Origin of the sequence: Nonomuraea sp. NPDC000554, from assembly GCF_040300065.1 — a bacterium.
Classification (GTDB): domain Bacteria; phylum Actinomycetota; class Actinomycetes; order Streptosporangiales; family Streptosporangiaceae; genus Nonomuraea.
The window spans coordinates 57109-79902 of the sequence record NZ_JBEPDC010000023.1 but is presented as its reverse complement, the minus strand read 5'-3'; the positions used below and the strand labels follow the sequence as shown (position 1 = coordinate 79902).

Annotated in this window: 19 protein-coding genes; 9 read left to right on the top strand and 10 right to left on the bottom strand. The window is 72.2% G+C overall.

Annotation, left to right across the window (positions count from 1 at the left end; all coding sequences use genetic code 11):
• Positions 1-13: 13 nt before the first annotated feature.
• A complete protein-coding gene (locus ABT294_RS35460; protein ID WP_350810696.1) occupies positions 14-1627 on the top strand; it encodes an AMP-binding protein in 1614 nt (537 codons plus the stop codon).
• Positions 1628-1768: 141 nt separating this feature from the next.
• On the opposite strand, the gene ABT294_RS35455 is transcribed toward ABT294_RS35460, so the two are convergent.
• From ABT294_RS35455 to ABT294_RS35425, 7 genes are all read right to left on the bottom strand, one after another.
• The gene (locus ABT294_RS35455) at positions 1769-4546 is read right to left on the bottom strand and encodes a WD40 repeat domain-containing protein (RefSeq protein WP_350810695.1); all 2778 of its coding nucleotides are present in this window, start codon (positions 4544-4546) and stop codon (positions 1769-1771) included.
• Positions 4547-4820: 274 nt separating this feature from the next.
• Positions 4821-5483, bottom strand: coding sequence for a type 1 glutamine amidotransferase (locus ABT294_RS35450; RefSeq protein WP_350810694.1), 663 nt, complete (start codon positions 5481-5483; stop codon positions 4821-4823).
• A gap of 32 nt (positions 5484-5515) precedes the next feature.
• The gene (locus ABT294_RS35445; protein WP_350810693.1) at positions 5516-6343 is read right to left on the bottom strand and encodes a bifunctional 5,10-methylenetetrahydrofolate dehydrogenase/5,10-methenyltetrahydrofolate cyclohydrolase; all 828 of its coding nucleotides are present in this window, start codon (positions 6341-6343) and stop codon (positions 5516-5518) included.
• The gene (locus ABT294_RS35440) at positions 6340-6945 is read right to left on the bottom strand and encodes a cyclodeaminase/cyclohydrolase family protein (RefSeq protein ID WP_350810692.1); all 606 of its coding nucleotides are present in this window, start codon (positions 6943-6945) and stop codon (positions 6340-6342) included. Before ABT294_RS35440 ends, ABT294_RS35445 begins: the two co-directional genes overlap by 4 nt.
• Before the next feature lie 28 nt (positions 6946-6973).
• Complete coding sequence (locus ABT294_RS35435) at positions 6974-7540, bottom strand: hypothetical protein (RefSeq protein ID WP_350810691.1); 567 nt, start codon at positions 7538-7540, stop codon at positions 6974-6976.
• 32 nt (positions 7541-7572) lie between these two features.
• A complete protein-coding gene (locus ABT294_RS35430) occupies positions 7573-8577 on the bottom strand; it encodes a LacI family DNA-binding transcriptional regulator (RefSeq protein WP_350810690.1) in 1005 nt (334 codons plus the stop codon).
• Positions 8577-9911, bottom strand: a complete 1335-nt coding sequence (locus tag ABT294_RS35425; protein ID WP_350810689.1) for a rhamnulokinase — start codon at positions 9909-9911, stop codon at positions 8577-8579. Before ABT294_RS35425 ends, ABT294_RS35430 begins: the two co-directional genes overlap by 1 nt.
• 122 nt (positions 9912-10033) lie before the next feature.
• On the opposite strand from ABT294_RS35425, the gene ABT294_RS35420 reads away from it, so the two are divergent.
• The 8 genes from ABT294_RS35420 to ABT294_RS35385 all read left to right on the top strand — a co-directional run bounded on the left by ABT294_RS35420 (position 10034) and on the right by ABT294_RS35385 (position 19683).
• A complete protein-coding gene (locus ABT294_RS35420) occupies positions 10034-11530 on the top strand; it encodes a sugar ABC transporter ATP-binding protein (protein ID WP_350810688.1) in 1497 nt (498 codons plus the stop codon).
• Positions 11527-12567, top strand: coding sequence for an ABC transporter permease (locus ABT294_RS35415; protein ID WP_350810687.1), 1041 nt, complete (start codon positions 11527-11529; stop codon positions 12565-12567). The genes ABT294_RS35420 and ABT294_RS35415 overlap by 4 nt, the downstream gene beginning before the upstream one ends.
• Positions 12560-13516, top strand: a complete 957-nt coding sequence (locus ABT294_RS35410) for an ABC transporter permease (protein ID WP_350810686.1) — start codon at positions 12560-12562, stop codon at positions 13514-13516. The genes ABT294_RS35415 and ABT294_RS35410 overlap by 8 nt, the downstream gene beginning before the upstream one ends.
• Positions 13513-14595, top strand: coding sequence for a rhamnose ABC transporter substrate-binding protein (gene rhaS, locus ABT294_RS35405; protein ID WP_350810685.1), 1083 nt, complete (start codon positions 13513-13515; stop codon positions 14593-14595). The genes ABT294_RS35410 and rhaS overlap by 4 nt, the downstream gene beginning before the upstream one ends.
• A 14-nt stretch (positions 14596-14609) precedes the next feature.
• Positions 14610-14936: an L-rhamnose mutarotase gene (locus ABT294_RS35400; protein WP_350810684.1), complete on the top strand. Its 327-nt coding sequence runs from the start codon at positions 14610-14612 to the stop codon at positions 14934-14936.
• A complete protein-coding gene (rhaI, locus tag ABT294_RS35395; RefSeq protein WP_350810683.1) occupies positions 14933-16078 on the top strand; it encodes an L-rhamnose isomerase in 1146 nt (381 codons plus the stop codon). The genes ABT294_RS35400 and rhaI overlap by 4 nt, the downstream gene beginning before the upstream one ends.
• The gene (locus tag ABT294_RS35390) at positions 16078-18126 is read left to right on the top strand and encodes a bifunctional aldolase/short-chain dehydrogenase (protein ID WP_350810682.1); all 2049 of its coding nucleotides are present in this window, start codon (positions 16078-16080) and stop codon (positions 18124-18126) included. Before rhaI ends, ABT294_RS35390 begins: the two co-directional genes overlap by 1 nt.
• A 141-nt stretch (positions 18127-18267) precedes the next feature.
• Entirely contained in the window at positions 18268-19683 is a 1416-nt protein-coding gene (locus ABT294_RS35385) for an L-fucose/L-arabinose isomerase family protein (protein WP_350810681.1), read from the top strand.
• A gap of 10 nt (positions 19684-19693) precedes the next feature.
• On the opposite strand, the gene ABT294_RS35380 is transcribed toward ABT294_RS35385, so the two are convergent.
• The 3 genes from ABT294_RS35380 to ABT294_RS35370 are packed head-to-tail and all read right to left on the bottom strand — an operon-like array spanning position 19694 to position 22792.
• Complete coding sequence (locus ABT294_RS35380) at positions 19694-20524, bottom strand: carbohydrate ABC transporter permease (RefSeq protein ID WP_350810680.1); 831 nt, start codon at positions 20522-20524, stop codon at positions 19694-19696.
• Position 20525: 1 nt separating this feature from the next.
• Positions 20526-21566, bottom strand: a complete 1041-nt coding sequence (locus tag ABT294_RS35375) for a carbohydrate ABC transporter permease (protein WP_350810679.1) — start codon at positions 21564-21566, stop codon at positions 20526-20528.
• An 8-nt stretch (positions 21567-21574) separates the two neighbouring features.
• Positions 21575-22792 carry a sugar ABC transporter substrate-binding protein gene (locus ABT294_RS35370; protein WP_350810678.1) on the bottom strand — a complete coding sequence of 406 codons (1218 nt, stop codon included), beginning with the start codon at positions 22790-22792 and terminating at the stop codon, positions 21575-21577.
• Positions 22793-22794: the final 2 nt, after the last annotated feature.

Genomic DNA, 22794 nt, shown 5'->3' with positions numbered 1-22794 from the left:
CCAGACTGTGGGCATGCAGTCGTACGCCAGCTCAGCGGCACCGACGCCCCTCCTGGGCGAGACCATCGGCGAGAACCTGGAACGGACGGTGGCCCGCTTCGGCGACCGGGAGGCCCTGGTGGACGTCCAGGCCGGACGCAGGTGGACCTACCGCGAGCTGAACGCCGACGTCGACCGGCTGGCGCTGTCGCTGCTGGCCAGGGGGATCGAACAGGGCGACAGGGTCGGCATCTGGGCGCCCAACCGCGCCGAGTGGGTGCTGGTGCAGTACGCCACGGCGAAGATCGGCGCGGTGCTGGTCAACGTCAACCCGAGCTACCGGTCGCACGAGCTGGAGTACGTGGTCGAGCAGTCGGGCATGCGGCTGCTGATCAGCGCTCTGGACCATCGGGGCACCGACTACCGCGCGATGGTGGCGGAGATCGGCTTCACCGACGTCGTCTACCTGGACGACCCGTCCTGGGACGCCCTGCTGGCCGAGACGGCCGACGCCGGGGAGCTGCGTGACCGGATGGCGCGGCTCGCCTTCGACGACCCGATCAACATCCAGTACACCTCGGGCACCACCGGGTTCCCCAAGGGCGCCACCCTGTCGCACCACAACATCCTGAACAACGGCTACTTCGTCGGGGAGCTGGTGCACTACACCGAGGCCGACCGGGTCTGCCTGCCGGTGCCGTTCTACCACTGTTTCGGCATGGTCATGGGCAACCTCGGCGCGACCTCGCACGGCGCGTGCATCGTCATCCCGGCGCCCGGCTTCGACCCGGAGGCGACGCTGCGGGCCGTCCAGGACGAGAGGTGCACGTCCCTGTACGGGGTGCCGACGATGTTCATCGCCGAGCTTGCCCTGTCCGGAAAGTTCGACCTCTCGTCGTTGCGGACGGGCATCATGGCCGGGTCGCCGTGCCCGGTCGAGGTGATGAAGCGGGTGGTCGGCGAGATGAACATGCGCGAGGTCGCCATCTGCTACGGGATGACGGAGACGTCCCCCGTGTCCACGATGACGAGGGCCGACGACGACCTGGCGCGCAGGACCGAGACGGTCGGACGGGTGATGCCGCACGTCGAGGTGAAGATCGTGCATCCGGAGACCGGGCTGATCGTGCCGCGTGGCGAGCCCGGCGAGCTGTGCACGCGCGGATACTCCGTCATGCTCGGCTACTGGGAGGAGCCCGGCAAGACCGCCGAGGTCATCGACGCCGCCCGCTGGATGCACACCGGTGATCTCGCCGTCATGGACGACGACGGCTACGTCAACGTGGTCGGCCGGATCAAGGACATGGTGATCAGGGGCGGGGAGAACATCTACCCGCGGGAGATCGAGGAGTTCCTCTACCGGCATCCCGACATCTCGGACGTCCAGGTCATCGGCGTGCCGGACGAGAAGTACGGGGAGGAGCTGATGGCCTGGGTCGTCATGCGCGAGGGCGCGCAGGGGCTGACGGCCGAGGCGGTGCGGGAGTACTGCCAGGGCAGGCTGGCGCGCTACAAGATCCCCCGCTACGTGCACGTCGTCGAGTCGTTCCCGATGACGGTGACAGGCAAGATCCGCAAGGTGGAGATGCGCGAACGCGCCGTGGACCTGCTCGGCCTGCACACCGCCGCCGCCCTGCGCAACGCCTGACGGCCGCACGCGCTCGGAGGGCCGGCGGGGGCGCGCCCGCCGCGATCCCGCAATGGCGCATGGGAGACCGTGCATGACCAACCGAGATCAACACAGCACATCAAGGCGATCTTCAATCACCCCGACGTACGGAAATCGGGACTAGCGGGGCTGGTTCAGTTTGAAGCCGTACAGGCCCGCGTCGCCCGCCACGTAGACGCGGGTGCCGCCCGGCGTCCAGGCGCAGCCGTTGAGCGTGTCGTCCAGCGTGAGCCCGGCCAGGACGGCTTCGGCGCCGACGTCCCAGACCAGGAGCTCGCCGTCGGTCGAGGTGCTGGCCAGCCACCAGCCGAACGGCCCCGCGGCCAGGCCGGTCAGGTGGCTCAGCGGGCCGACCAGCGTCGTCAGCGGCGCGCCGTCGGGGTCGCACAGGTGGATGTCGCCCTCGCGGGTGGCGGCGGCCAGCCAGGCGCCGTCGGGGGAGGCGGCCAGCGTGGTCACGTCCTCCAGGCGGAGCAGCGCCCGGATGTGCCAGCCGTCCGCGTGCCACACCTGGACGTGCTCGTCGCCCGACGCCGCCAGCCAGGAGCCGTCGGGCGCCACGGCGAGGGACCTGATCATCTCCTTGGTGCGGAGGTCGCGCAGCGGAGTGCCGTCCGGGCGCCAGACGCGCACCTCGTCCCCGGCGGTGGCGAGCCAGGAGCCGTCGGGGGAGATCACCACGTCGTCGCGGCTCCACGGAGGGGCGGACACCCTGGCCCGGACCGTGCCGTCGCGTCCGGCCAGCCAGAGCTCCCCGTCGCCGGTCGTGGCCGCGAGCCACGACTCGTCCGGGGAGATCGCGACCGCGGTGCATCCGCCCGCCTCGCCGATCGTGCCGAGCGCGCTGCCCTCGTCGTCCCACAGGGCCGGCCCGCCGGGGCCCGCGGTGGCCAGCCAGCCGCCTTGCCCCGCCACGCGGACCGCCGACAGCCTGCGGCGGCGCATGTGCTCGTCCGGGGGCGGGACGTGCCGAACCCTGTCCCAGATCCTGACGGTGCCGTCCTCGCCCGCGCTGGCCAGCCACGTGCCGTCCGGGCTGAGCGCCACGTCCAGGACCGTGCCGCGATGGCCGGAGTCCAGCGGGACGCCCGGGTCGCCGGTGCAGACCTCCGGCGCCGCCTCGACCGTGCCCTGCGGGGTGCCGTCCTGCGTCCAGAACCGGGCGCCCCCGCCGCCGGTGAGTACCAGCCCCGTGCTGTCGGAGGAGATGGACAGGGTGCCGCCGGGGTCGAGGCCGGCCCGCGCGTGCCAGAGCGGGGTGCCGTCGCCGCGCCAGGCGCGGAGGTCCTCGTAGGGGCCGGCCGACGCCAGCCAGGTGCCGTCCGGCGCGATCGCCACCCGTGACACCGGTCCGTCGTGGCCGCGCAGCACCGCCTCCTCGGTGCCGTCGGGACGCCACAGCCGCACTGTGCCGTCGTCGCCGCCGGTGGCCAGCCAGCTCCCGCAGGCGGCGACCGCCACCGCGTTGATCTGGCCGTCGTGCCCTTCCAGCGTGGCGCGGACGGTGCCGTCGGCGTTCCAGATCGTGGCCGTGCCGCTCTCGTCCCCGGCGGCCACCCAGCCGCCGTCGGGGCCGAACGCCACGGCCGTCGCCGCGCCCGACTCGCTCGACAGCGTCCGGCGGAGCGCGGGATGCGCCAGGTCCGGCGGCTCCCACAGGCATTCCAGCCACGCGCAGCCGAGGCCGCGCAGCAGCGCCCTGACCTCGTGGGCGATCATCGGCACCGCGTGCAGCCTGGCCGCCAGGACGGCGAGCCGCCTGGTCCCGTCCTGGGAGCGTTCGAGCAGGTGGGTGTTCTGGGCGAGCGTGTGGCGCAGCCGCTCGGCCAGCGGCGTGCCCGCCCGTGTCAGGTCCCGTTCGACCTCCGTGACGCCGTACACCTCCAGCTTGGACGCGATCCACCCGCCGTCGCACACCAGGTCGGCCACGTCGCCGCCCGCCGAGGTGTAGTGGTCGGGCAGCCGGGCGAGGACGTAGGAGCGCTCCTCGGCGGACTCGAGCGTGCCGGAGCCGTCGTCGAGCGCCCTGACCAGGGCGGCGGTCACCTCGCTGCCGACGGCGCCGCGCGCGTAGGCCCTGACCGCGTCGGGCAGGACCACGACCTGCCGGTCGGGTGCGAGCGAGAGCAGGCCCAGGGCGCTGAGCCCGGCCAGGGTCAGCTCGGTGTCGACGCTCGACAGGCCGGCGGTCTCGTGCCAGAGCAGCCGGACCAGGCCCGCCGGGATCGTCCCGTCACCGGCGAAGACGCCCAGCTCCACCAGGCGCTCGACGCTGTCCGGCAGCCCGAGCCGGGGCAGGCCCTCCGCGAGCACCCGGTGCACGGCCGCCGTGCGCGCGCCCGCGTCGGCCAGGTCGACGTCGCGCGGCGCGGCCGTGTGGAGCGCGTCGGCGAGCGCCACCAGCAGCGGCCAGCCGCGCTCCAGCGGCGGCACCTCGACGATCGTGGCGTGCTCGGGCAGCCCGGCGGCGGTCCGCGCGGTGGCGAGCACGCTGGAGTGGGGCGCCAGCATGGCGGTGGCGTACACCAGGGCGGGATGGCGCAGGCCGTCGAGCACCACCAGCCCGTCACCGGGACGGGTCGAGCAGGCGACCATGCCCTCCGGGTCGCTGACCACCTCCAGCGGGTCCAGCTCGTCGCCCACCGCCTCGATCCGTTCCATCAGGTGGCCCCGGAGGATCTCGGGCGGGTCGGCGTCCACGGTCAGCCAGGCGACGCCCTTGGGGAAGCGCCTGCGCACCCGGGGATCCGCGCAGGCCGCGGCGGCCAGCGCGGTCGTGCCGAAGCCCTCGGCGCCGTCCACTTCGGGGACGAGCGCGACCAGGCCGCTCTCGCCCGAGACCAGCGCCGACACCAGCTGCTCCAGTTCGGCCGGGCGGTCGATCCATTCGGCCTTCATGCACGTACGACGAACTGGCCAGATGTCGGGTTCCTCCGAACGAGCCCTTTTATCGGCATTCAGTCCAACAAATAGCCCCACAGCAAGCCCCCGACCGGCCCGGGCGCTCCCGAACCACCCCAGGCCAAACCATCCCCGTATCCTCCCGCCGAACCGCCCCGAGACCAGCCCCGTGTCCTCCCGGACCGGCCCCGCTCAGCCCAGGTACTCCCGGACCGCCGGGGCGCGGGCCCGGGCGTTGTGGGGGTGCTGGGTTGGGCGGCGGCGTGCCGGGTCAGGTGGCGAGCTTGGCGAAGCGGGTCGCGACCTCGCGCCAGATCGGCGTCGAGATCGGCTCGTCCGCCACCGCCTGGGCGTACACCTCGTCGGGGTCGAAACCGGTCACCTCCCACTCGCGGATGCGCGGCGGCAGCACCTCCGGATGGAACTGCACGCCCCACGCCCGCTCACCCACCCGCAGCGCCTGGTACGGGCACCGCTCGGTCTCGGCCAGCCAGACGGCGCCGGGCGGCAGCTCGGTGATCGCGTCCACGTGGTGCTCGATGGCGGGCACGACCGGGGGCAGTTCGCGGAAGAGCTCGTCGTCCGCCGCCTCCGGCCTGATGGTGACGGGGACGCTGCCGTTCTCGGGCGCGCCCACGTCACCGGTCACCTCCCCGCCCGCGACCTCGGCGAGCATCTGCCCGCCCAGGCAGATGCCGAACAGCGGCACCTCCTCGGTGAGCGCCTGCCGGACCAGGTCGCGGGTCGGCGCCAGCCACGGCGCCCTGTCGTCGTCGCCGGGCAGGTAGCCGCCGCCCAGCACGACCATCGCCGCGTGGTGGAGCCGGGCGGGCAGCGGCGCGCCCTCGTGGGCGCGGACCACGTCCAGCCGGAGCCCGGCCTCCTCCAGCCAGCCGCCGAAGCGGCCGGGCCCGCCGCTGCGGCTGTGCTGCACGATCAGGACGTCACGCCTCAGACGGGTCGGACTCACCGCAGGCCCGCCGCTCGGGCGGTGTGGCTCAGCAGCAGCGCGGTGGTCACCGGGCCGACGCCGCCGGGCACCGGGGTCAGCGCCGCCGCCCTGCCCGCGACCGCGTCGAAGTCCACGTCGCCGACCAGGCGGCCGTCCTCGGTGGGGTTGGTGCCGACGTCGATCACGACCGCACCGGGCGCCACGTGCTCCGCGCCGATCAACCCGGCCCGGCCGACGGCCGCCACCAGCACCTCGGCCGTCGACGTGACGGCCGCCAGGTCGCGGGTGCGCGAGTGGCAGACGGTGACGGTGGCGTGCCTGTCGAGCAGCAGGTGGGCGAGCGGCTTGCCGACCACGGTCGAGCGGCCCACGACGACGGCCCTGGCTCCCGAGAGCTCCACGCCGTAGTGGTCGAGCAGCGCCAGCACGGCGGCGGCGGTCGCGGGGGCGAACGCGGGCAGCCCGGCGGCCAGGCGGCCGAGCGAGAGCGGGTTCGCCCCGTCGACGTCCTTGGCCGGGTCGATCGCGCCCGCGAGGTCCTGCAGCGACGCTCCGGCGGGCAGCGGGGTCTGCAGCATGACGCCGTGCACGGTGTCGTCGGCGCTCAGCCGGGCGAGCGTCTGCCTGATCCGCTCGGGCTCCGCGTCGGGGCCGAGGTCCACCAGGTCGCAGGTGATGCCCACCCCGGCGGCGGCCTTCGCGATGGACCGGACGTACCACAGGCTCGCCTCGTCGGCGGTGGCCACCACGACGGCCAGCCTGGGCTGCGGGCCGGCCTCCACCAGCGCCGCGACCTCGGCCCTGAGAGAGGCGGCCAGCTCCCTGCCTGTCAGCGTCCTCATGCGTTGATCTCCTCGCGCACCTGGGCGGTCACCCGGTCGGCCCTGGCGACGGCCGAATCCACCCCGGCTATCCTGGCGCGCAGCTGCTCCGCGGCCCGCTCGTCCTTGATGCCCGTCACGTTGATCTCGACGTTCACCCTGGCCGTGGTCAGCGCGGCGCGGGCCGCGTCGGCGGCGGCGGCCACGTCCGTGATGACGTTGCGGTTGCCGATCGGCAGCAGCACCTCGCAGAGCTCGACCAGCCGGGACGCGGCCTCGACCACCCGGGCCGGCGGCTCGGCCGCCCCCACCAGGGCCGCGGCGATCGCCGCGCTGCGCTCGTCGCCCTTCGGCATCCGGTAGGCGTCGGCGACGGCGGTGAACGCCGCCGCGTCCTGCTCGCCCAGCCGCAGCGCCCTGGCCCTCAGCGTGTCGGTCTCGGCGATCACGCTCACGACGAGCTCCGAGTGCTTGATGTACTTCTCCCCGGTCGTGTAGCGGGCCACCATGCCGAGCAGCGCGGCGGCCTGCGCCGCGTGCAGGGCCGCGGTGGCTCCCCCTCCCGGCGCCGGTACGTGGGCGGCCAACTGGTTCAGGAAGTCGACGATCCTTGTGTCGCGCATGGCGGCATTCTGCCAGGCGACCTTGGTCTCACTCGCGGTGCATCGGCCGCGTGGCGTCCTCCGGCAGCGTCGAGTACGGCGCCGTGTGAGAGGGCGACGTGTGAGACGGCGAAGGGGGGTACGGCGCCGGGGGGTACGGCGCCGGCATCCCGTACTCGTGGGCGTGCTCCGGCGCGGCGAGGGCGGCTCGCGCGCCACGCCATCTCGACGGGAACGCCGACACCACCAGCATCGTCACACCGAGCAGGAAGAAGACCCCGGAGTAGAGCAGGGTCTGGAAGCCGATCCGGAGCGGGCCGTCGATCCAGTCGAGGGGGAGCACCCGCACGCCCTGCATCTCGATCCACGGCACCAGGCCGAGCGCGGTGAAGGCGAGGCCGCCCATGAGCGAGGCGACGGGCGACATCCGCGAGCCGAGCAGGAAGGCCAGCAGGAGCGCGCTGAGGGCCACCACGACGAGCCCGAGCCAGGAGACGACGAACTGCTGGTACTTGGCGGCGGTGTCGCCGATCCCGAACGCCAGCCCAGCGGCGATCAGCGGAGGGAAGAGCAGCCCGGCGACCACTCCGAGCGCATGACGTGCACCATTTGTCATGATCAACCCCGTTTGTCGGTTAGGGCCACAACCTACCGCGTGGACTCCCGGACGACGAGGTCAGGCTGGAACATGATCTGCTGGTGGGCGTGCGTGCCGGGGTTGTCGCACTCGTCGAGGAGGAGCTCGGTCGCGACCCGTCCGAGCTGGTAGGTGGGCTGCCTGATCGAGGTCAGCGAGACGGTCGAGGCCGAGGCGAAGTCGATGTCGTCGTAGCCGATCAGCGAGACGTCGTCGGGCACCCTGACCCCCGCCTGGAGCAGGCCGCGCAGCATGCCGAGCGCCAGCAGGTCGTTGGCGCAGAACAGCGCGTCGGGCAGGTCGCCCTGGGCCAGCAGCTTCTCGGCCGCCTGCTGGCCCGCCTTCGCGGTCATCGCCGGCATCGCCACCTCGCGCAGGGCGTGCGGATCGCGACCGGCCGCCGCCAGCGCCCGTTCCGCGCCGCGTCGCCGGTCCTGGCACTGCCGGATCGTCGCCGGGCCCGTCACGTAGCCGATGCGCTCCGCGCCACCCTCCAGCAGGTGCGCGACGGCCATCGTGCCGCCCGTGACATCGTTGACCGCGACCGCGCACTGGTCGGCCCCCTCGGCGGGATGGTCGACGAGCACCACGCAGATGCCGCGCTCGCGCAGCCGGTCGAGCCGGTGCGGGTCCTCGTCGGACGGCGTGATCAGCACCCCGCGCACCCGCTGCTCGGCGAAGACCAGCAGGTTGTGCTCCTCCTTGACCCGGCTGCCCGAGGAGTTGCCGAGGATCACCGCGTAGCCGCGCTCGCTCGCGACGTCCTCGACCCCGGCGGCGACGTCGGTGAAGAACGGGTTGCCGATGTCGATCACGGACAGCCCGACCGTGCGGCTGTGCCCGGCCCGCAGCGTGGACGCCGAGCCGTGCCGGACGAAGCCCAGGTCCCTGATCGCCGCCTCGACCCTGACCCGGGTGGCCGCGGCGACCTTCTCGGGACGGTTCAGCACGTTGGACACCGTGCCGGGCGACACGCCGGCCATCGCCGCGACGTCCTTGATGCTCACCGTGCTCATCAGGGCTCCCATGTCCGCACACCCGCGTTCCGCCGTACCAGCTCCCGCATCTCGGCCAGGTCGCCGACCAGGCCGCGCGCCCGCGCCTGGACGAGCGCGTTGCCCAACGCGGTCGCCTCGACCGGGCCCGCCACCACGGGAAGGCCGGTCGCCTCGGCCGTGAGCCTGCACAGCAACGCGTTGCGCGACCCGCCTCCGACCAGGTGCACGACCTCGACCCGCCGCCCGCTCAGCCGCACCGCGTCGGCGATGGCGCGCTGGTAGGCGAGGGCGAGACTCTGCAGGATGCATCGTACGACCTGCGCCCGGCCCTCCGGTGCGCGCTGCCCGGTGCGGGCGCAGTACGCGGCGATGCGGGCGGGCATGTCGCCCGGCGGGAGGAACGCCGGGTCGTCGGGGTCGATGACGGTGTCGGTGCCGGTCCGGCCGGCGGCGTCCAGGAGCGGCTCCAGGTCGGGGTCGCCCCAGGCGCGCAGGCACTCCTGGAGGATCCACAGGCCCATGACGTTGCGCAGGTAGCGGGTGGTGCCGTCGATCCCGGCCTCGTTGGTGAAGTTGGCCAGCCGGCTGTCCTCGGTCAGGACGGGCGACGGCAGCTCCACGCCCACCAGGGACCAGGTGCCGCAGGAGATGTAGGCGAAGTCGCCGGTGGTGGCGGGGACCGCGACCACGGCCGAGGCGGTGTCGTGGGAGGCGACCTTGGTGACGGCGGTGGTGTAGCCGACCTCCGCGGCGACGTCCTCCCGCAGCGGGCCGGCGGCGCCCTCGGTGATCGGGCGGAAGATCCGGCGGGGCAGGCCGAGTTCGGCGATGAGATCCCAGGCCCAGTCGCGGCGGGTCACGTCGTACAGGCCGGTGGTGGAGGCGTTGGTGCGTTCGGTGCCCGCGGAGCCGCTCAGCCAGTAGCCGAGCAGGTCGGGGATCAGCAGTAGCGTCTCGGCCCGGCCGAGGTCGTCGTTGAGCAGCTGGTTGACGGTGTTGAAGCGGAGGAACTGCAGCCCCGTCACCGGGTACGGGTCGGCGCGCTCGGTGACGTGCTCGGTGCGGGCGTCGCGGTAGTGCACCGGGTTGCCGAGCAGCGCGCCGCGGGCGTCGAGCAGGCCGTAGTCCACGCCCCACGAGTCGATGCCGACGGACTCGGCGGGGCCCGCCGCGCGCAGGCCGTCCAGGACGTCCCGGTAGAGCGCCAGGACGTCCCAGTGCAGCGTGCCCGCCACGCGGACGGGCCGGTTGGGGAAGCGGTGCGCCTGCGACAGCGTCACCCCTGCGGCGGAGAACTCGGCAGTCATCACGCGCCCGCTTGAGGCGCCCAGGTCCACGGCGGTGAATCGCACGAGCTGATTAAAACGTAACAATCACGAAAGCGCCATAAGGATGGTGCGCCCATTGACGGTCGCTGGTAGAGGGCCTACATTCCGGGGCACTGTTGTTAAAACGTTTGTTGCCTGGAGGCGGCATGAGTGCTCCCCCCACACTCGCGCTCGCGAACGTCAGCAAGTCGTTCGGGGCCGTACGGGCCCTGCGCCAGGTGTCGCTGGAGCTGTTCGCCGGCGAGACACACGCCCTGGCGGGGGAGAACGGCGCCGGCAAGTCCACCCTCGTCAAGACCCTCGCGGGGGTCCACCGGCCCGACAGCGGGCAGGTCCTGCTCGACGGCGTCCCGGTCGTCTTCGCCGGACCCGCGGACGCCCAGCAGGCCGGCGTCGCCGTCATCTACCAGGAGCCGACGCTCTTCCCCGACCTGCCCGTCGCCGAGAACATCTTCATGGGCCGCCAGCCCCGCGCGAGCCTGGGCCGCATCGACCGCGCGGCCATGCGCGCCCAGACCCGCGAGCTGTTCGGACGGCTCGGCGTCGCGCTCGACCCCGACCAGCCGGCACGCGGCCTGTCGATCGCCGACCAGCAGCTCGTCGAGATCGCCAAGGCCCTCTCCCGCGACGCCCGCGTCCTGGTCATGGACGAGCCGACGGCCGCCCTGTCAGGCAACGAGGTGGCCCGGCTGTTCTCGGTGGTCGAGGCGCTGCGCGAGCACGGGTGCGCGATCCTGTTCATCTCGCACCGGCTGGACGAGATCTTCGCCCTGTGCCAGCGGGTCACCACCCTGCGCGACGGCGCGTGGATCGCCGGCGAGCCGGTCGCGGGGCTGACGCACGAGGACCTGGTCCGCCGCATGGTGGGCCGCGACCTCGGCGCCCTCTACCCCAAACAGGACACCACCCCCGGCGAGGTCGCCCTCCAGGTGGAGCGGCTGACCCGCGAGGGCGTCTTCACCGACGTCTCCTTCCAGGTGCGGCGGGGCGAGATCGTCGCGCTGGCCGGGCTCGTCGGGGCCGGGCGCAGCGAGGTCGCCAGGGCGATCTTCGGCATCGACCGCTGGGACGCCGGCTCCGTCCAGGTGGACGGCGTGCGACTGCCTCCGGGCAGCCCCACGGCCGCGATGGGCGCCGGCCTCGCCCTCGTCCCGGAGGACCGCCGTCAGCAGGGGCTGGTCATGGAGCTGTCGATCGAGCGCAACATCGGCCTGACCGGGCTGCGCGCCCTGCGCCGGGGGCCGACGATCTCGCGGGCCGCCGAGCGTGACCGGGCCAGAGACTGGGCCGCGCGGCTGCGGCTCACGTTCGCCAGGCTCAGCGACGGGGTCGGGGTGCTGTCGGGCGGCAACCAGCAGAAGGTCGTGCTGGCCAAGTGGCTGGCCACGGCGCCGTCCGTGCTGATCGTGGACGAGCCGACGCGCGGCATCGACGTCGGCGCCAAGGCCGAGGTGCACCGGCTGCTGTCGGAGCTGGCCGGGCAGGGGATCGCCGTCCTGATGATCTCGTCCGACCTGCCCGAGGTGCTCGGCATGGCCGACCGCGTGCTGGTCATGCACGAGGGACGGCTGACGGCGGAGATCCCCCGCGCGGACGCGACCGAGGAGACCGTGATGACCGCCGCCACGGGACGGGCCGCGTGAGCGCCCCCGCGGCCCGCGCCGAGACACGCCCGAGCGCCTCCGCGACGCGAAGCGGACGCGGCCTGGTCGACCTCGTGTTCCGGGCCCGCGAGCTGAGCCTGGTCGTCGCGCTGGCCGTGCTGGTCGCCGTGACCGCGGGGGTCAACGGCACCTTCCTGTCGGGCCAGGGCATCGAGGACATCCTGCTCAACACCGCCATCCTCGCGCTGCTGGCCGTCGGCCAGTCGATGGTGGTGATCACCCGCAACCTGGACCTGTCCGTCGGCTCCGTGGTCGGGCTGGCCGCGTTCGTGACGGGCGACCTGCTGGCGAGAGGCGGCGGCGTCGTGACCGGCGCGCTGCTCGGGGTGGCGATCGGCGCCGCCTGCGGCCTGCTCAACGGGCTGCTGGTCAGCTTCTGCCGGGTGCCGGCCCTGGTGGTCACGCTCGGCACGCTCTACGTGATCCAGGGCGTCGACCACTACGTCGCCCACGGCCGCCAGATCAACGCGGTGGACCTGCCCCCGGCGCTGCTCGCGCTCGGCAACGGCAGCGTGCTCGGCGTGCCGTACCTGCCGCTCGGCACGCTCGTGATCATGCTGGTGATCGGCTACTACCTGCGCTCCTACCCGAGCGGGCGGGAGTTCTACGCGATCGGCTCCAGCCCGGAGGCCGCCCGGCTGGCGGGCGTCCCCGTGCGCCGCAGGGTGCTGGCCGGCTACCTGGTCAGCGGCTGCCTCGCCGGGCTGGCCGGGGTGTTCTGGCTGGCCAGGTTCGGCACGGTCGTCGCCGACTCCGCGCACGGCTGGGAGCTGCTCGTGGTCAGCGCCGTGGTGGTCGGCGGCGTCGCGATCACCGGCGGTGTCGGCAGCGTGTACGGGGCGGCGCTCGGCGCGCTGCTGCTGACCACCATCGGCAGCGCGCTCGTGGTGCTGCGGGTCAACCCGTTCTGGCAGCAGGCCGTCACCGGGGCGCTGCTGCTGCTCGCGATCAGCGTCGACCGGGCGCTCGCCCTCAGGGTCGCCCGCCTGCTCAGGAACAGGAGCCGCCATGGCTAGGGTGCTGCGCTGGGACGTCCTGGTGGGCGCGCTGCTGGTCGCCGTCGTCGCCGTCGGCTCGGTCGCCTCGCCCGGCTTCGCCACGGCGGGGAACCTGTCGTTCGCGCTCGGCGACCTGGGCGAGATCGCGCTGATCGCGCTGGCCATGACCATGCTGGTGGTCGCCGCCGAGGTGGACCTGTCGGTCGCGTCCGTGCTGGGGCTGGCGAGCGCGCTGGTCGGCGCGCTCTGGGACGGCGGCCTGCCGATCGAGACGATCATCCCGCTCGTCGTGCTCGCCGGAGCCGTGTGCGGGCTGGTGAACGGGCTGCTGGTGACCCGGCTCGGCCTGCCGTCGCTGGCCGTCACGATCGGCACCCTCGCCCTCTACCGCGGCCTGGCCTACGTCGTCCTCGGCGACCGGGCGGTGGCCCAGTTCCCGCCGTCGTACGTCTCCCTCGCCGTGGACGACGTGCCGGGCACGCCGATCCCGTACCCGATCGCGCTGTTCGTCCTGCTGGCCGCGATCGCCGGGGTGGTGCTGCACGCCACCGGCTTCGGCCGCGCGCTGTACGCCATCGGCGCGCAGGAGCAGGCCGCGTTCTTCGCCGGGATCCGCGTCAAGCGCGTCAAGCTCCTGCTGTTCGTCGTCTCCGGGACGGTCGCCGCCTTCGCCGGGGTCGTCTTCACGCTCAGGTACGGCTCCGCCCGCGCCGACAACGGCATGGGCATCGAACTGGCCGTGATCGCCGCCGTGCTGCTCGGCGGCGTCGACTTCGACGGCGGCAAGGGCACCCTCGGCGGCGTCATCGCCGGAGTGCTGCTCATCGGGCTGCTGCGGAACCTGCTGATGCTCGGCGACGTCTCGACCGAGATCCAGTCGATCGTCACCGGGCTGCTCCTCATCGTGTCGGTGCTCACCCCCCGCCTCGTCTCCCTGGTCAGGCCGGCCCTGAAAGGAACCTCATGATCCCGCTGCGTTCCACTGTCGCCTCCACCGGCGCCGCCGCGCTGCTCGCCCTGAGCCTGGCGGCCTGCGGGGGCACCACCAAGTCGTCCGTCACCTCGGCCCCCGCGCCGGCCCCCTCCTCCTCCCAGGCGGCCAAGGCCGACCCGGACGCCCCCATGAAGCAGGGGATCAAGCTGGCGTTCCTCCCCAAGCAGATCAACAACCCCTACGAGACGATCGTCGACAACGCGGGCATCGAGGCGGCGAAGGAGTACCAGGGCGAGGCCAAGGAGGTCGGGCCGTCCGACGCTTCGGCGTCCTCGCAGATCTCCTACATCAACACGCTCACCCAGCAGGGCCACGACGCCATCCTCATCGCCGCCAACGACGCCAACGCCGTCTGCGGGCCGCTCCAGCAGGCCCGCGCCAAGGGCATCAAGATCGTCGCCTACGACTCCGACGCCTCCCCGCAGTGCCGCGACCTGTTCATCAACCAGGCCAGCTCGGAAGAGGTCGGGCGCAGCCAGGTCAAGCTGCTGTCGCAGCTGATCGGCGGCAAGGGCGAGATCGCCATCCTGTCGGCCACCGCGAACGCGACCAACCAGAACACCTGGATCACCTTCATGAAGGACGAGCTGACCAAGCCCGAGTACAAGGACATGAAGCTGGTCAAGGTGGCCTACGGGGACGACGACGACCAGAAGTCCTTCACCCAGACGCAGGGCCTGCTGCAGGCGTATCCCGACCTGAAGGGCATCATCTCCCCGACCACGGTCGGCGTGTCGGCGGCGGCGCGCTACATCTCCGGCTCCAAGTACAAGGGCAAGGTCGTGCTCACCGGCCTGGGCACGCCCAACCAGATGCGGCAGTTCGTCAAGGACGGCACCGTCGCGAAGTTCGCCCTGTGGAACCCGAAGGACCTCGGCTACCTGGCCTCCTATGCGGCGGCGGCGCTGGTCTCGGGGCAGATCACGGGCGCCGAGGGCGAGACGTTCAAGGCGGGCAAGCTCGGGGAGCGCACGATCGGCAAGAACGGCGAGATCATCCTCGGCCCTCCGTTCACCTTCGACGCCGCCACCATCGACCAGTTCGACTTCTGAGCAGAGAGGTTCTTGTGGAACGGGTGTGTTTCGTGCTGAAAGTACGGCCGGAACGGATGGAGGAGTACCGGGAGCGCCACCGGAACGTGTGGCCCGAGATGCTCGACGCCCTCCAGAAGGCGGGGTGGCGCGACTACTCGCTCTTCCTCGCCGCCGACGGATTGCTCGTCGGCTACCTGGAGACCGACGACTTCGAGGCGGCGCAGGCGGCCATGGCCGCCACCGACGTGAACGGGCGCTGGCAGGCGGAGATGGCGGAGTTCTTCGAGCAGGGACGGCCCGACGAGGGGCTGGTCCGGCTGGCCGAAGTCTTCCATCTGGATGGGATCGGGGATAAATGATCAAGGATTTGCTGCGCCGGCAGCGCATCGAGACGCCGTCCTGGGCGTACGGGAACTCCGGCACCAGGTTCAAGGTGTTCGCCCAGCAGGGCGTGCCCCGCGACCCCTACGAGAAACTGGCCGACGCCGCCCAGGTGCACCGGTACACCGGCGTCGCGCCGACCGTCGCGCTGCACATCCCGTGGGACCGGGTCGACTCCTACGAGGACCTGGCCAGGCACGCGGCCGAGCTCGGCGTGGGCATCGGGGCGATCAACAGCAACGTGTTCCAGGACGACGACTACAAGCTCGGCAGCGTCACCCATCCGGACCCGGCCGTCCGCCGCAAGGCGCTCGGCCACCTGCTGGAGTGCGTGGACATCATGGACCAGACCGGGTCCGACACCCTCAAGCTGTGGTTCTCCGACGGCACCAACTACCCCGGCCAGGACGACCTGCGCGCCCGCCAGGACCGCCTCGCCGAAGCCCTGGCGAGCGTGTACGAGCGGCTCGGCGACGGCCAGCGGTTCCTGCTGGAGTACAAGCTGTTCGAGCCCGCCTTCTACATGACGGACCTGCCCGACTGGGGAACCGCCTACGCCCACTGCCTGAAGCTGGGCCCTAAGGCGCAGGTCGTCGTCGACACCGGCCACCACGCGCCCGGCACGAACATCGAGTTCATCGTGGCGTTCCTGCTGCGGGAGGGCAAGCTCGGCGGGTTCGACTTCAACTCGCGCTTCTACGCCGACGACGACCTCATGGTGGGCGCCGCCGACCCGTTCCAGCTCTTCCGGATCATGTTCGAGGTCATCGGCGGCGGCGGGTTCACCGACGAGACCGCGTTCATGCTCGACCAGTGCCACAACATCGAGCCCAAGATCCCCGGCCAGATCCGCTCGGTGATGAACGTCCAGGAGGCCACCGCCAAGGCGCTGCTCGTGGACCGCGACGCGCTGGCCGCCGCCCAGCGGGCCGGGGACGTGCTCGGCGCGAACGCCGTCCTCATGGACGCCTACAACACCGACGTCCGGCCGCTGCTCGCGGAGCTGCGGCAGGAGATGGGCCTCGCGCCCGACCCGATGGCCGCCTACGCCCGGTCCGGATACTCCGAGAAGATCGTCGCCGACCGTGTGGGCGGCGCCCAGGCAGGCTGGGGGGCCTGATGCACGACAGCGACGCCGTGAGGGACCTGCTCGGACGGGCGCACGCCCTCGGCGCGGACCCGCGCAACACCAACTACGCGGGCGGCAACGCCTCCGCCAAGGCCACCGCGCCCGACCCGGTGACGGGCGGGGGCGTCGAGCTGATGTGGGTGAAGGGGTCGGGCGGCGACCTCGGCACGCTCACCGCCGCCGGCCTGGCCGTGCTGCGGCTGGACCGGGTCAGGGCGCTGGCCGAGGTCTACCCGGGCGTGGAGCGCGAGGACGAGATGGTCGCCGCGTTCGACTACTGCCTGCACGGCAAGGGCGGCGCCGCGCCGTCCATCGACACCGCCATGCACGCCCTGCTCGACGCCCCCCACGTGGACCACCTGCACCCCGACTCGGGCATCGCGCTGGCCACGGCCGCCGACGGGCCCGCGCTCACCGAGCAGATCTTCGGCGACCGGGTCGTCTGGGTGCCGTGGCGGCGTCCCGGCTTCCAGCTGGGCCTGGACATCGCCGCGGTCAAGGCGGGCAACCCGCAGGCCATCGGCTGCGTCCTGGGCGGCCACGGCATCACCGCCTGGGGCGCGACCAGCGCGGAGTGCGAGGCCAACTCCCTGGAGATCATCCGGACGGCCGAGCGGCACATCGCCGAGCACGGGCGTCCCGAGCCGTTCGGGCTGGTCGTCCACGAGCCGCTGCCCGAGGGCGAGCGCCGCCTGCGCGCCGCCGCGCTGTTCCCCGTGATCAGGGGGCTGGCGAGCACGGACGCCCGCCAGGTCGGCCACTACACCGGCACGCCCGAGGTGCTCGACTTCCTGGCCCGCGCCGAGCACCCCCGCCTGGCCGCGCTCGGCACCTCCTGCCCCGACCACTTCCTGCGCACCAAGGTCGCGCCGCTCGTCGTCGACCTGCCGCCGGACGCGCCGCTCGACGACGTCCTGGTGCGGCTGCGCGAGCTGCACGCCCGCTACCGCGAGGACTACGCCGCCTACTACCGGCGCCACGCCACGGACGGCTCACCCGCGATGCGCGGCGCGGACCCGGCCGTCGTGCTGGTGCCCGGGGTCGGCATGTTCAGCTTCGGCAAGGACAAGCAGACCGCCAGGATCGCCGGCGAGTTCTACGTCAACGCGATCAACGTGATGCGCGGGGCCGAGGCCCTGTCCGGCTACCAGCCGATCGACGAGGCGGAGAAGTTCCGCATCGAGTACTGGGAGCTGGAGGAGGCCAAGCTGCGCCGCCTGCCAGCCCCCAGGCCGCTGGCCGGGCGCGTGGCGCTGGTGACGGGAGCCGGCTCGGGCATCGGCGCGGCGACCGCCCGGCGGCTGGCCGCCGAGGGCGCCTGCGTGGTGCTCGCCGACCGCGATCTCGCCTCCGCCGAGAAGGTCGCCGCCGAGATCGCCTCGGCCGCGCACCGGACGTCCGACGTGGCCGCGGTGGTGCGGGTGGACGTGACGTCCGAGGAGCAGGTGGCCGAGGCGGTGCGGCAGGCGGTGCTCGCGTTCGGCGGCGTCGACCTGGTGGTGAACAACGCCGGGCTGTCGCTGTCGCGCACACTCCTGGAGACCACGCTGGACGACTGGAACCTCCAGCACGACGTGATGGCCAGGGGCTCGTTCCTCGTTTCCCGCGAAGCCGCCCGAGTCCTGATAAATCAGGCAATGGGGGGTGACATCGTGTACATCTCCTCGAAGAACGCGGTGTTCGCCGGGCCGAACAACGTCGCCTACGGCGCGGCCAAGGCCGACCAGGCCCACCAGGTGCGGCTGCTCGCGGCCGAACTGGGCGAGCACGGCATCCGCGTGAACGGCGTCAACCCCGACGGCGTGGTCCGCGGCTCGGGGATCTTCGCCTCCGGCTGGGGCGCGAACCGCGCGGCCGTGTACGGAGTGGAGGAGGAGCGGCTCGGCGCCTTCTACGCGCAGCGCACCCTGCTCAAGCGGGAGGTGCTGCCGGAGCACGTGGCCGCCGCGGTGTTCGCGCTGACGGGCGGCGACCTGTCGCTGACCACCGGCCTGCACGTCCCGGTGGACGCCGGGGTGGCCGCCGCCTTCCTGCGCTGACCCGCCACCGCCTCCCGCCACCCCCAACCGCCTCCCGCCACCGCCTCTCGGCACCCGGCGGGCGGCGCCGCCCCGCTTCCCGGGCTGGACCACCGTGTTGCCCCGCCCTGACGGCGGGGATCCGACGCTCAAGGAGTTTCGATGACGCTCGAACGGATCACCACGCCACGCACCAGGGTCGGGCTCGTCGCGGGCGGGCTGGGCGCGTACTGGCCGCAGTTCCCCGACCTGCTGCCGCAGCTCCAGCGCTCCTCGGCGCGGGTGAGCGAACGGATGCGCGCCCTCGGCTGCGAGGTGGTGGACGCGGGCTTCGTCTCCGACGCCCAGGAGGGCGCGGCGGCGGCGGAGCGGCTGCGCGAGGCCGGATGCGACCTGATCGTCGGCTTCCTCACCACCTACATGACCGCGACCATGCTGCTCCCGGTCGCCCAGCGCACCGGCGCCCCGGTGCTGCTGATCAACCTGCAGCCGTCGGAGTCGATGGACCACGACACGTTCGACACCGGCCAGTGGCTCGCCTACTGCGGCGCCTGCCCGCTGCCGGAGATGGCCAACACCTTCATCAGGGCCGGGATCCCGTTCAGGTCCGTGTCGGGCTACCTGGAGGACGAGCGCGCCTGGACCCGCATCGAGAGGTGGGTGAAGGCGGCAGGCGTACGCGCCGCGCTGCGCAGGGGGCGGCACGGCCTGATGGGACACCTCTACCCGGGCATGCTCGACGTCTCCACCGACCTGACGCTGGTGCCGGTCAACTTCGGCGGGCACGTCGAGGTGCTGGAGTTCGACGACCTGCGCGTCCGGGTGGAGGACGTCACCGACACCGAGGTCAAGGAGCGGACGGAGCTGGCGCGCGAGGTGTTCGACCTGGCCGACACCGTCGTCGCCGAGGACCTCGCCTGGGCCGCGCGGGTCTCGGCCGGGCTGGACCGGCTGGTGGCCGACTTCCAGCTCGACAGCCTCGCCTACTACCACCGGGGCCTGGACGGCGAGATCCACGAGCGGCTGGGCGCGGGCATGATCCTCGGCTCGTCGCTGCTCACCGCGCGGGGCGTCCCGGCAGCGGGGGAGTACGAGCTGCGCACCTCGCTGGCCATGATGATCATGGACAGGCTCGGCGGCGGCGGCTCCTTCACCGAGCTCCAGGCGCTGGACTTCCTGCGCGGCCACGTCGAGATGGGCCACGACGGCCCCGCCCACCTGGCCATCAGCTCGCGCAGGCCGCTGCTGCGCGGCCTCGGCGTCTTCCACGGCAAGCGCGGCTGGGGCGTGTCGGTCGAGTTCGACGTCACGCACGGCCCCGTCACGGCGTTCGGGCTGCTCCAGCGGCGCGACGGCCGCTTCGGCTTCGTCGTGTCGGAGGGCGTGACCGTGCCGGGGCCGCACCTCAAGATCGGCAACACCACGTCCCGGGTGGACTTCGGGCGCGACCCCGGTGAGTGGACCGACGCCTGGAGCGCCACCGGCATCTCCCATCACTGGGCCCTGGGCACCGGCCACCGCGCCGCCGAGCTGCGCGCGGTGGCCGACCTCATGGACGTGCAGCTGGTCGAGGTGTGACCAGCGGCGATCAGCCCTTCTCGCCGCCCTCGGTGGCGCCGCGGATGAAGAAGCGCTGGAAGACGACGAAGATGACCGCGACCGGGATGGTCGCGAGCAGGGCCGCGCCGAGCTTCAGCGGGTACTGGGTGCCTCCGCCCAGCGACCCGCTGACCAGGTCCGCCAGGCCGCGGGGGAGCGTGAACAGGCTCGGATCCTGCACCGCCACCAGCGTGTGCGGGAACTCGTTCCACGACCCCTGGAACGACAGGATCGTCAGCGTGATCAGCGCCGGCCTGGCCATCGGCAGCACCACCGACCAGAACGTGCGGAACGGGCCCGCGCCGTCGATCCGCGCCGCCTCCTCCACCGCGACCGGGATCGACTCGAAGAACTGCTTCATGATGAACACCCCGGCCGCGTCCGCGATCAGCGGCAGCATCAGCGCCAGGTAGCTGTCGTACATGCCGAGCTGGTTCAGCACCAGGAACTTCGGGATGAACAGCACCACACCCGGCACCGCCAGCACCGCGACGACCGCGGCGAACAGCGTCCTGCGCCCGCGGAAGCGGAGCCTGGCCAGGGCGTACCCGGCCAGCGAGTCCAGGAACACCCGCCCGAGCGTCACCACGACCGTCATCAGCAGCGAGTTGCCCACCCAGAGCGGCAACCCCGTGTCGAGGAAGACCCGCTCGAACCCCGCCAGCGTCGCCGGATGCGGGATGGGGGAGAGCGGGTTGGCGGCGGCGTCCGGATCGGTCTTGAACGCGTTCGCGACCTGGATGACGAACGGGTAGACGAACACCAGGGCGAAGAAGATCAGAATCGCGTACCCGGTGCACGCGCTGGCGAGTCTGCGCATGTCAGGCCCTCCTTTCCCGCAGGACCCAGCGCTGGAAGAGCGTCAGCAGCACGATGATGAGGAACAGGACGAACGAGATCGCCGTCCCCGCGCCGTAGTCGAAGTCGCGAAACGCCGTCCGGTACGACAGGAACGCCGGGGTGAGCGTGGTCTTGGCGGGATTGCCCTGGCTCATCACGTAGATCTGGTCGAACACCTGCCACGACCCGATCAGGCCCAGCGTCAGCACGAGGAACATCGTCGGCCTGAGCATCGGCAGCGTCACGTACCTGAAACGCTGCCACCGCCGCGCCCCGTCCAGCGTCGCGGCCTCCTCCAGCGCCACCGGAATGTCCTGCAGCGCCGCGAGGAACATCAGCATGAACGTGCCGGAGGTGGTCCAGACGACCAGCGCGATGATCGCGCACATCGCCACGCTCGGCCCCGACAGCCACTCCCACCACGACAGGCCGAACGGCCCGTCACCTGCCAGCGCCGCCGGCGGGTCGTCGATCCCGAGCAGCACGTGGACGATCCCGCGCGGGTCGGAGAACCACTCTGGCCCCTGGACGCCGAACATCGCGAGCAGCTGGTTGACCGCGCCCGAGTTGCTGAAGATGAACAGGAACACCACGCTGATCGCCACCGAGCTGGTGACCGACGGGAAGTAGAACGCGGTCCTGAAGAACGACTTGCCCTTCAGCAGCCGGCTGTTCACCACCAGCGCCAGCCCCAGCGCGAGCACCGTCTGCAACGGGACGACCAGCGCCACGTAGTAGAAGTTGTTCCTGATGCTGATCATGAAGTTCTCCCGCGCCAGGTCGTCGCGGGTGAACAGGCGGCTGTAGTTGTCGAGCCCGGCGAACGGCACGCCGCTCTTGAACGGGCTGCCCTGCCCGTTCCACGACGTCAGGCTGACCCACATCGCCATCAGGATCGGCAGCAGCAGGAACAGGCCGAGGATCACCACCACGGGCGCCACGAACAGCCAGCCCGCCAGGCTCTCCCCACCGCGTCGCGGCGTGGCGGCGTGGCCGCCGCGACGCCGGCGCGGGCGCGTCATCGGGCGCATTATTCGCCCAGGGCCGACTGCGTGTTCTTCTGCAGCCTGGCCAGGATCGCCTTCGGGTCCTTCGAGGCGAGCTGCTGGAGCTGCGCGTCGAAGTCGGACAGGACGCTGTCCATCTTGGCGGCGTTGACCGGCCCCTGCGCGTAGTCGGCGCCGTTGACGAACGCCGTGTCGTCGGGGAACTCCTTGACGTAGGCGTCCTTGGCCGACTGGCGCGAGGGCATCACGCCGAACGCCTTGGCGAAGGTCAGCTGCTGGTCAGCCTTGGTCATCGCCTCGACGAAGCTGATCGCCGCCGCCTTGTTGGTGCTCTTGGCCGCGATGCCCCAGCAGTTCGTGAACGACAGCGTGCCCTTCTTGGCCCCGGCGGGCAGCTCGTGCACCGAGTACTTGAGGTCCGGGTGGTCGGCCTTGAGCGCGCCCTTGATCCAGTTGCCCTCGATCGTCATCGCGGCCTTGCCCTCGCCGAACGCCGCGCCCGACCAGTCGGCGCCCAGCTGTTTCGGGGACTGCGCCAGCTTCTCCTTGACCAGCTTCTGCACGTACTCCAGGGCCTGGAGGTTCTCCGGGCTGTCGGCGGTGGCCTTCGTGCCGTCCGGGCTGGTGATCCAGCCGCCGGCCTGGACCATGAACGCACCCATCCTGTCGCGGTTGTCGCCGAGGGCGAGCGGCGTGATCCCCTTCGCCTTCAGCTTCTCCGCCGCGGACGTGAGCTGCTCCCAGGTGGTCGGGATCTCGGCGCCCGCCTTCTTCCACAGGTCGTCGTTGACGATCAGCGCCAGCGTGGAGAAGTCCTTGGGGGCGCAGTAGAACTTGCCGTCGCGGGTGAACGTGGTGCGCAGGCTGGGGTAGAAGTCGTCCGGGTTGGAGATCTTGTCCGCGTACGGCTCCAGGGCGCCGACGCTCGCGTAGTCGGCGAAGCGGGCCGCGTCCACGTAGAAGACGTCGGGCGGGGTGCCGCCCGCGAACGCCTGGCCGAGCTGCTGGTGGATGTCCTGGGCCGGGGTGACCTCGGCCTGGTTGCCGCTCGACTTCGCCCACGCCTCGGCGGCCTGCTTCACGACGGCGGTCTCAGAGTCGCCGGAGGAGGCGATGAGGACCCGCAGCGAGACGGGCCCGCTGCTCTGGGGGGCGGCCGAGGGCTTGTCCTCGAAGCCGCTGCCGCACGCGGTGGCGGCGAGGGCCAGGACGCTCAGTGCCGCGAGGGGGAGGTGTTTCATCG

What these genes read in the sequence shown, in the direction of transcription:
- ABT294_RS35460 (WP_350810696.1), top strand. Translation starts at nt 14, where the DNA reads ATGCAGTCGTACGCCAGCTCAGCGGCACCGACGCCCCTCCTGGGCGAG.
- ABT294_RS35455 (WP_350810695.1), bottom strand. Translation starts at nt 4,546, where the DNA reads ATGAAGGCCGAATGGATCGACCGCCCGGCCGAACTGGAGCAGCTGGTG.
- ABT294_RS35445 (WP_350810693.1), bottom strand. Translation starts at nt 6,343, where the DNA reads ATGAGGACGCTGACAGGCAGGGAGCTGGCCGCCTCTCTCAGGGCCGAG.
- ABT294_RS35440 (WP_350810692.1), bottom strand. Translation starts at nt 6,945, where the DNA reads ATGCGCGACACAAGGATCGTCGACTTCCTGAACCAGTTGGCCGCCCAC.
- ABT294_RS35435 (WP_350810691.1), bottom strand. Translation starts at nt 7,540, where the DNA reads ATGACAAATGGTGCACGTCATGCGCTCGGAGTGGTCGCCGGGCTGCTC.
- ABT294_RS35430 (WP_350810690.1), bottom strand. Translation starts at nt 8,577, where the DNA reads ATGAGCACGGTGAGCATCAAGGACGTCGCGGCGATGGCCGGCGTGTCG.
- ABT294_RS35420 (WP_350810688.1), top strand. Translation starts at nt 10,034, where the DNA reads ATGAGTGCTCCCCCCACACTCGCGCTCGCGAACGTCAGCAAGTCGTTC.
- ABT294_RS35410 (WP_350810686.1), top strand. Translation starts at nt 12,560, where the DNA reads ATGGCTAGGGTGCTGCGCTGGGACGTCCTGGTGGGCGCGCTGCTGGTC.
- rhaS (WP_350810685.1), top strand. Translation starts at nt 13,513, where the DNA reads ATGATCCCGCTGCGTTCCACTGTCGCCTCCACCGGCGCCGCCGCGCTG.
- rhaI (WP_350810683.1), top strand. Translation starts at nt 14,933, where the DNA reads ATGATCAAGGATTTGCTGCGCCGGCAGCGCATCGAGACGCCGTCCTGG.
- ABT294_RS35390 (WP_350810682.1), top strand. Translation starts at nt 16,078, where the DNA reads ATGCACGACAGCGACGCCGTGAGGGACCTGCTCGGACGGGCGCACGCC.
- ABT294_RS35385 (WP_350810681.1), top strand. Translation starts at nt 18,268, where the DNA reads ATGACGCTCGAACGGATCACCACGCCACGCACCAGGGTCGGGCTCGTC.
- ABT294_RS35380 (WP_350810680.1), bottom strand. Translation starts at nt 20,524, where the DNA reads ATGCGCAGACTCGCCAGCGCGTGCACCGGGTACGCGATTCTGATCTTC.
- ABT294_RS35375 (WP_350810679.1), bottom strand. Translation starts at nt 21,566, where the DNA reads ATGACGCGCCCGCGCCGGCGTCGCGGCGGCCACGCCGCCACGCCGCGA.
- ABT294_RS35370 (WP_350810678.1), bottom strand. Translation starts at nt 22,792, where the DNA reads ATGAAACACCTCCCCCTCGCGGCACTGAGCGTCCTGGCCCTCGCCGCC.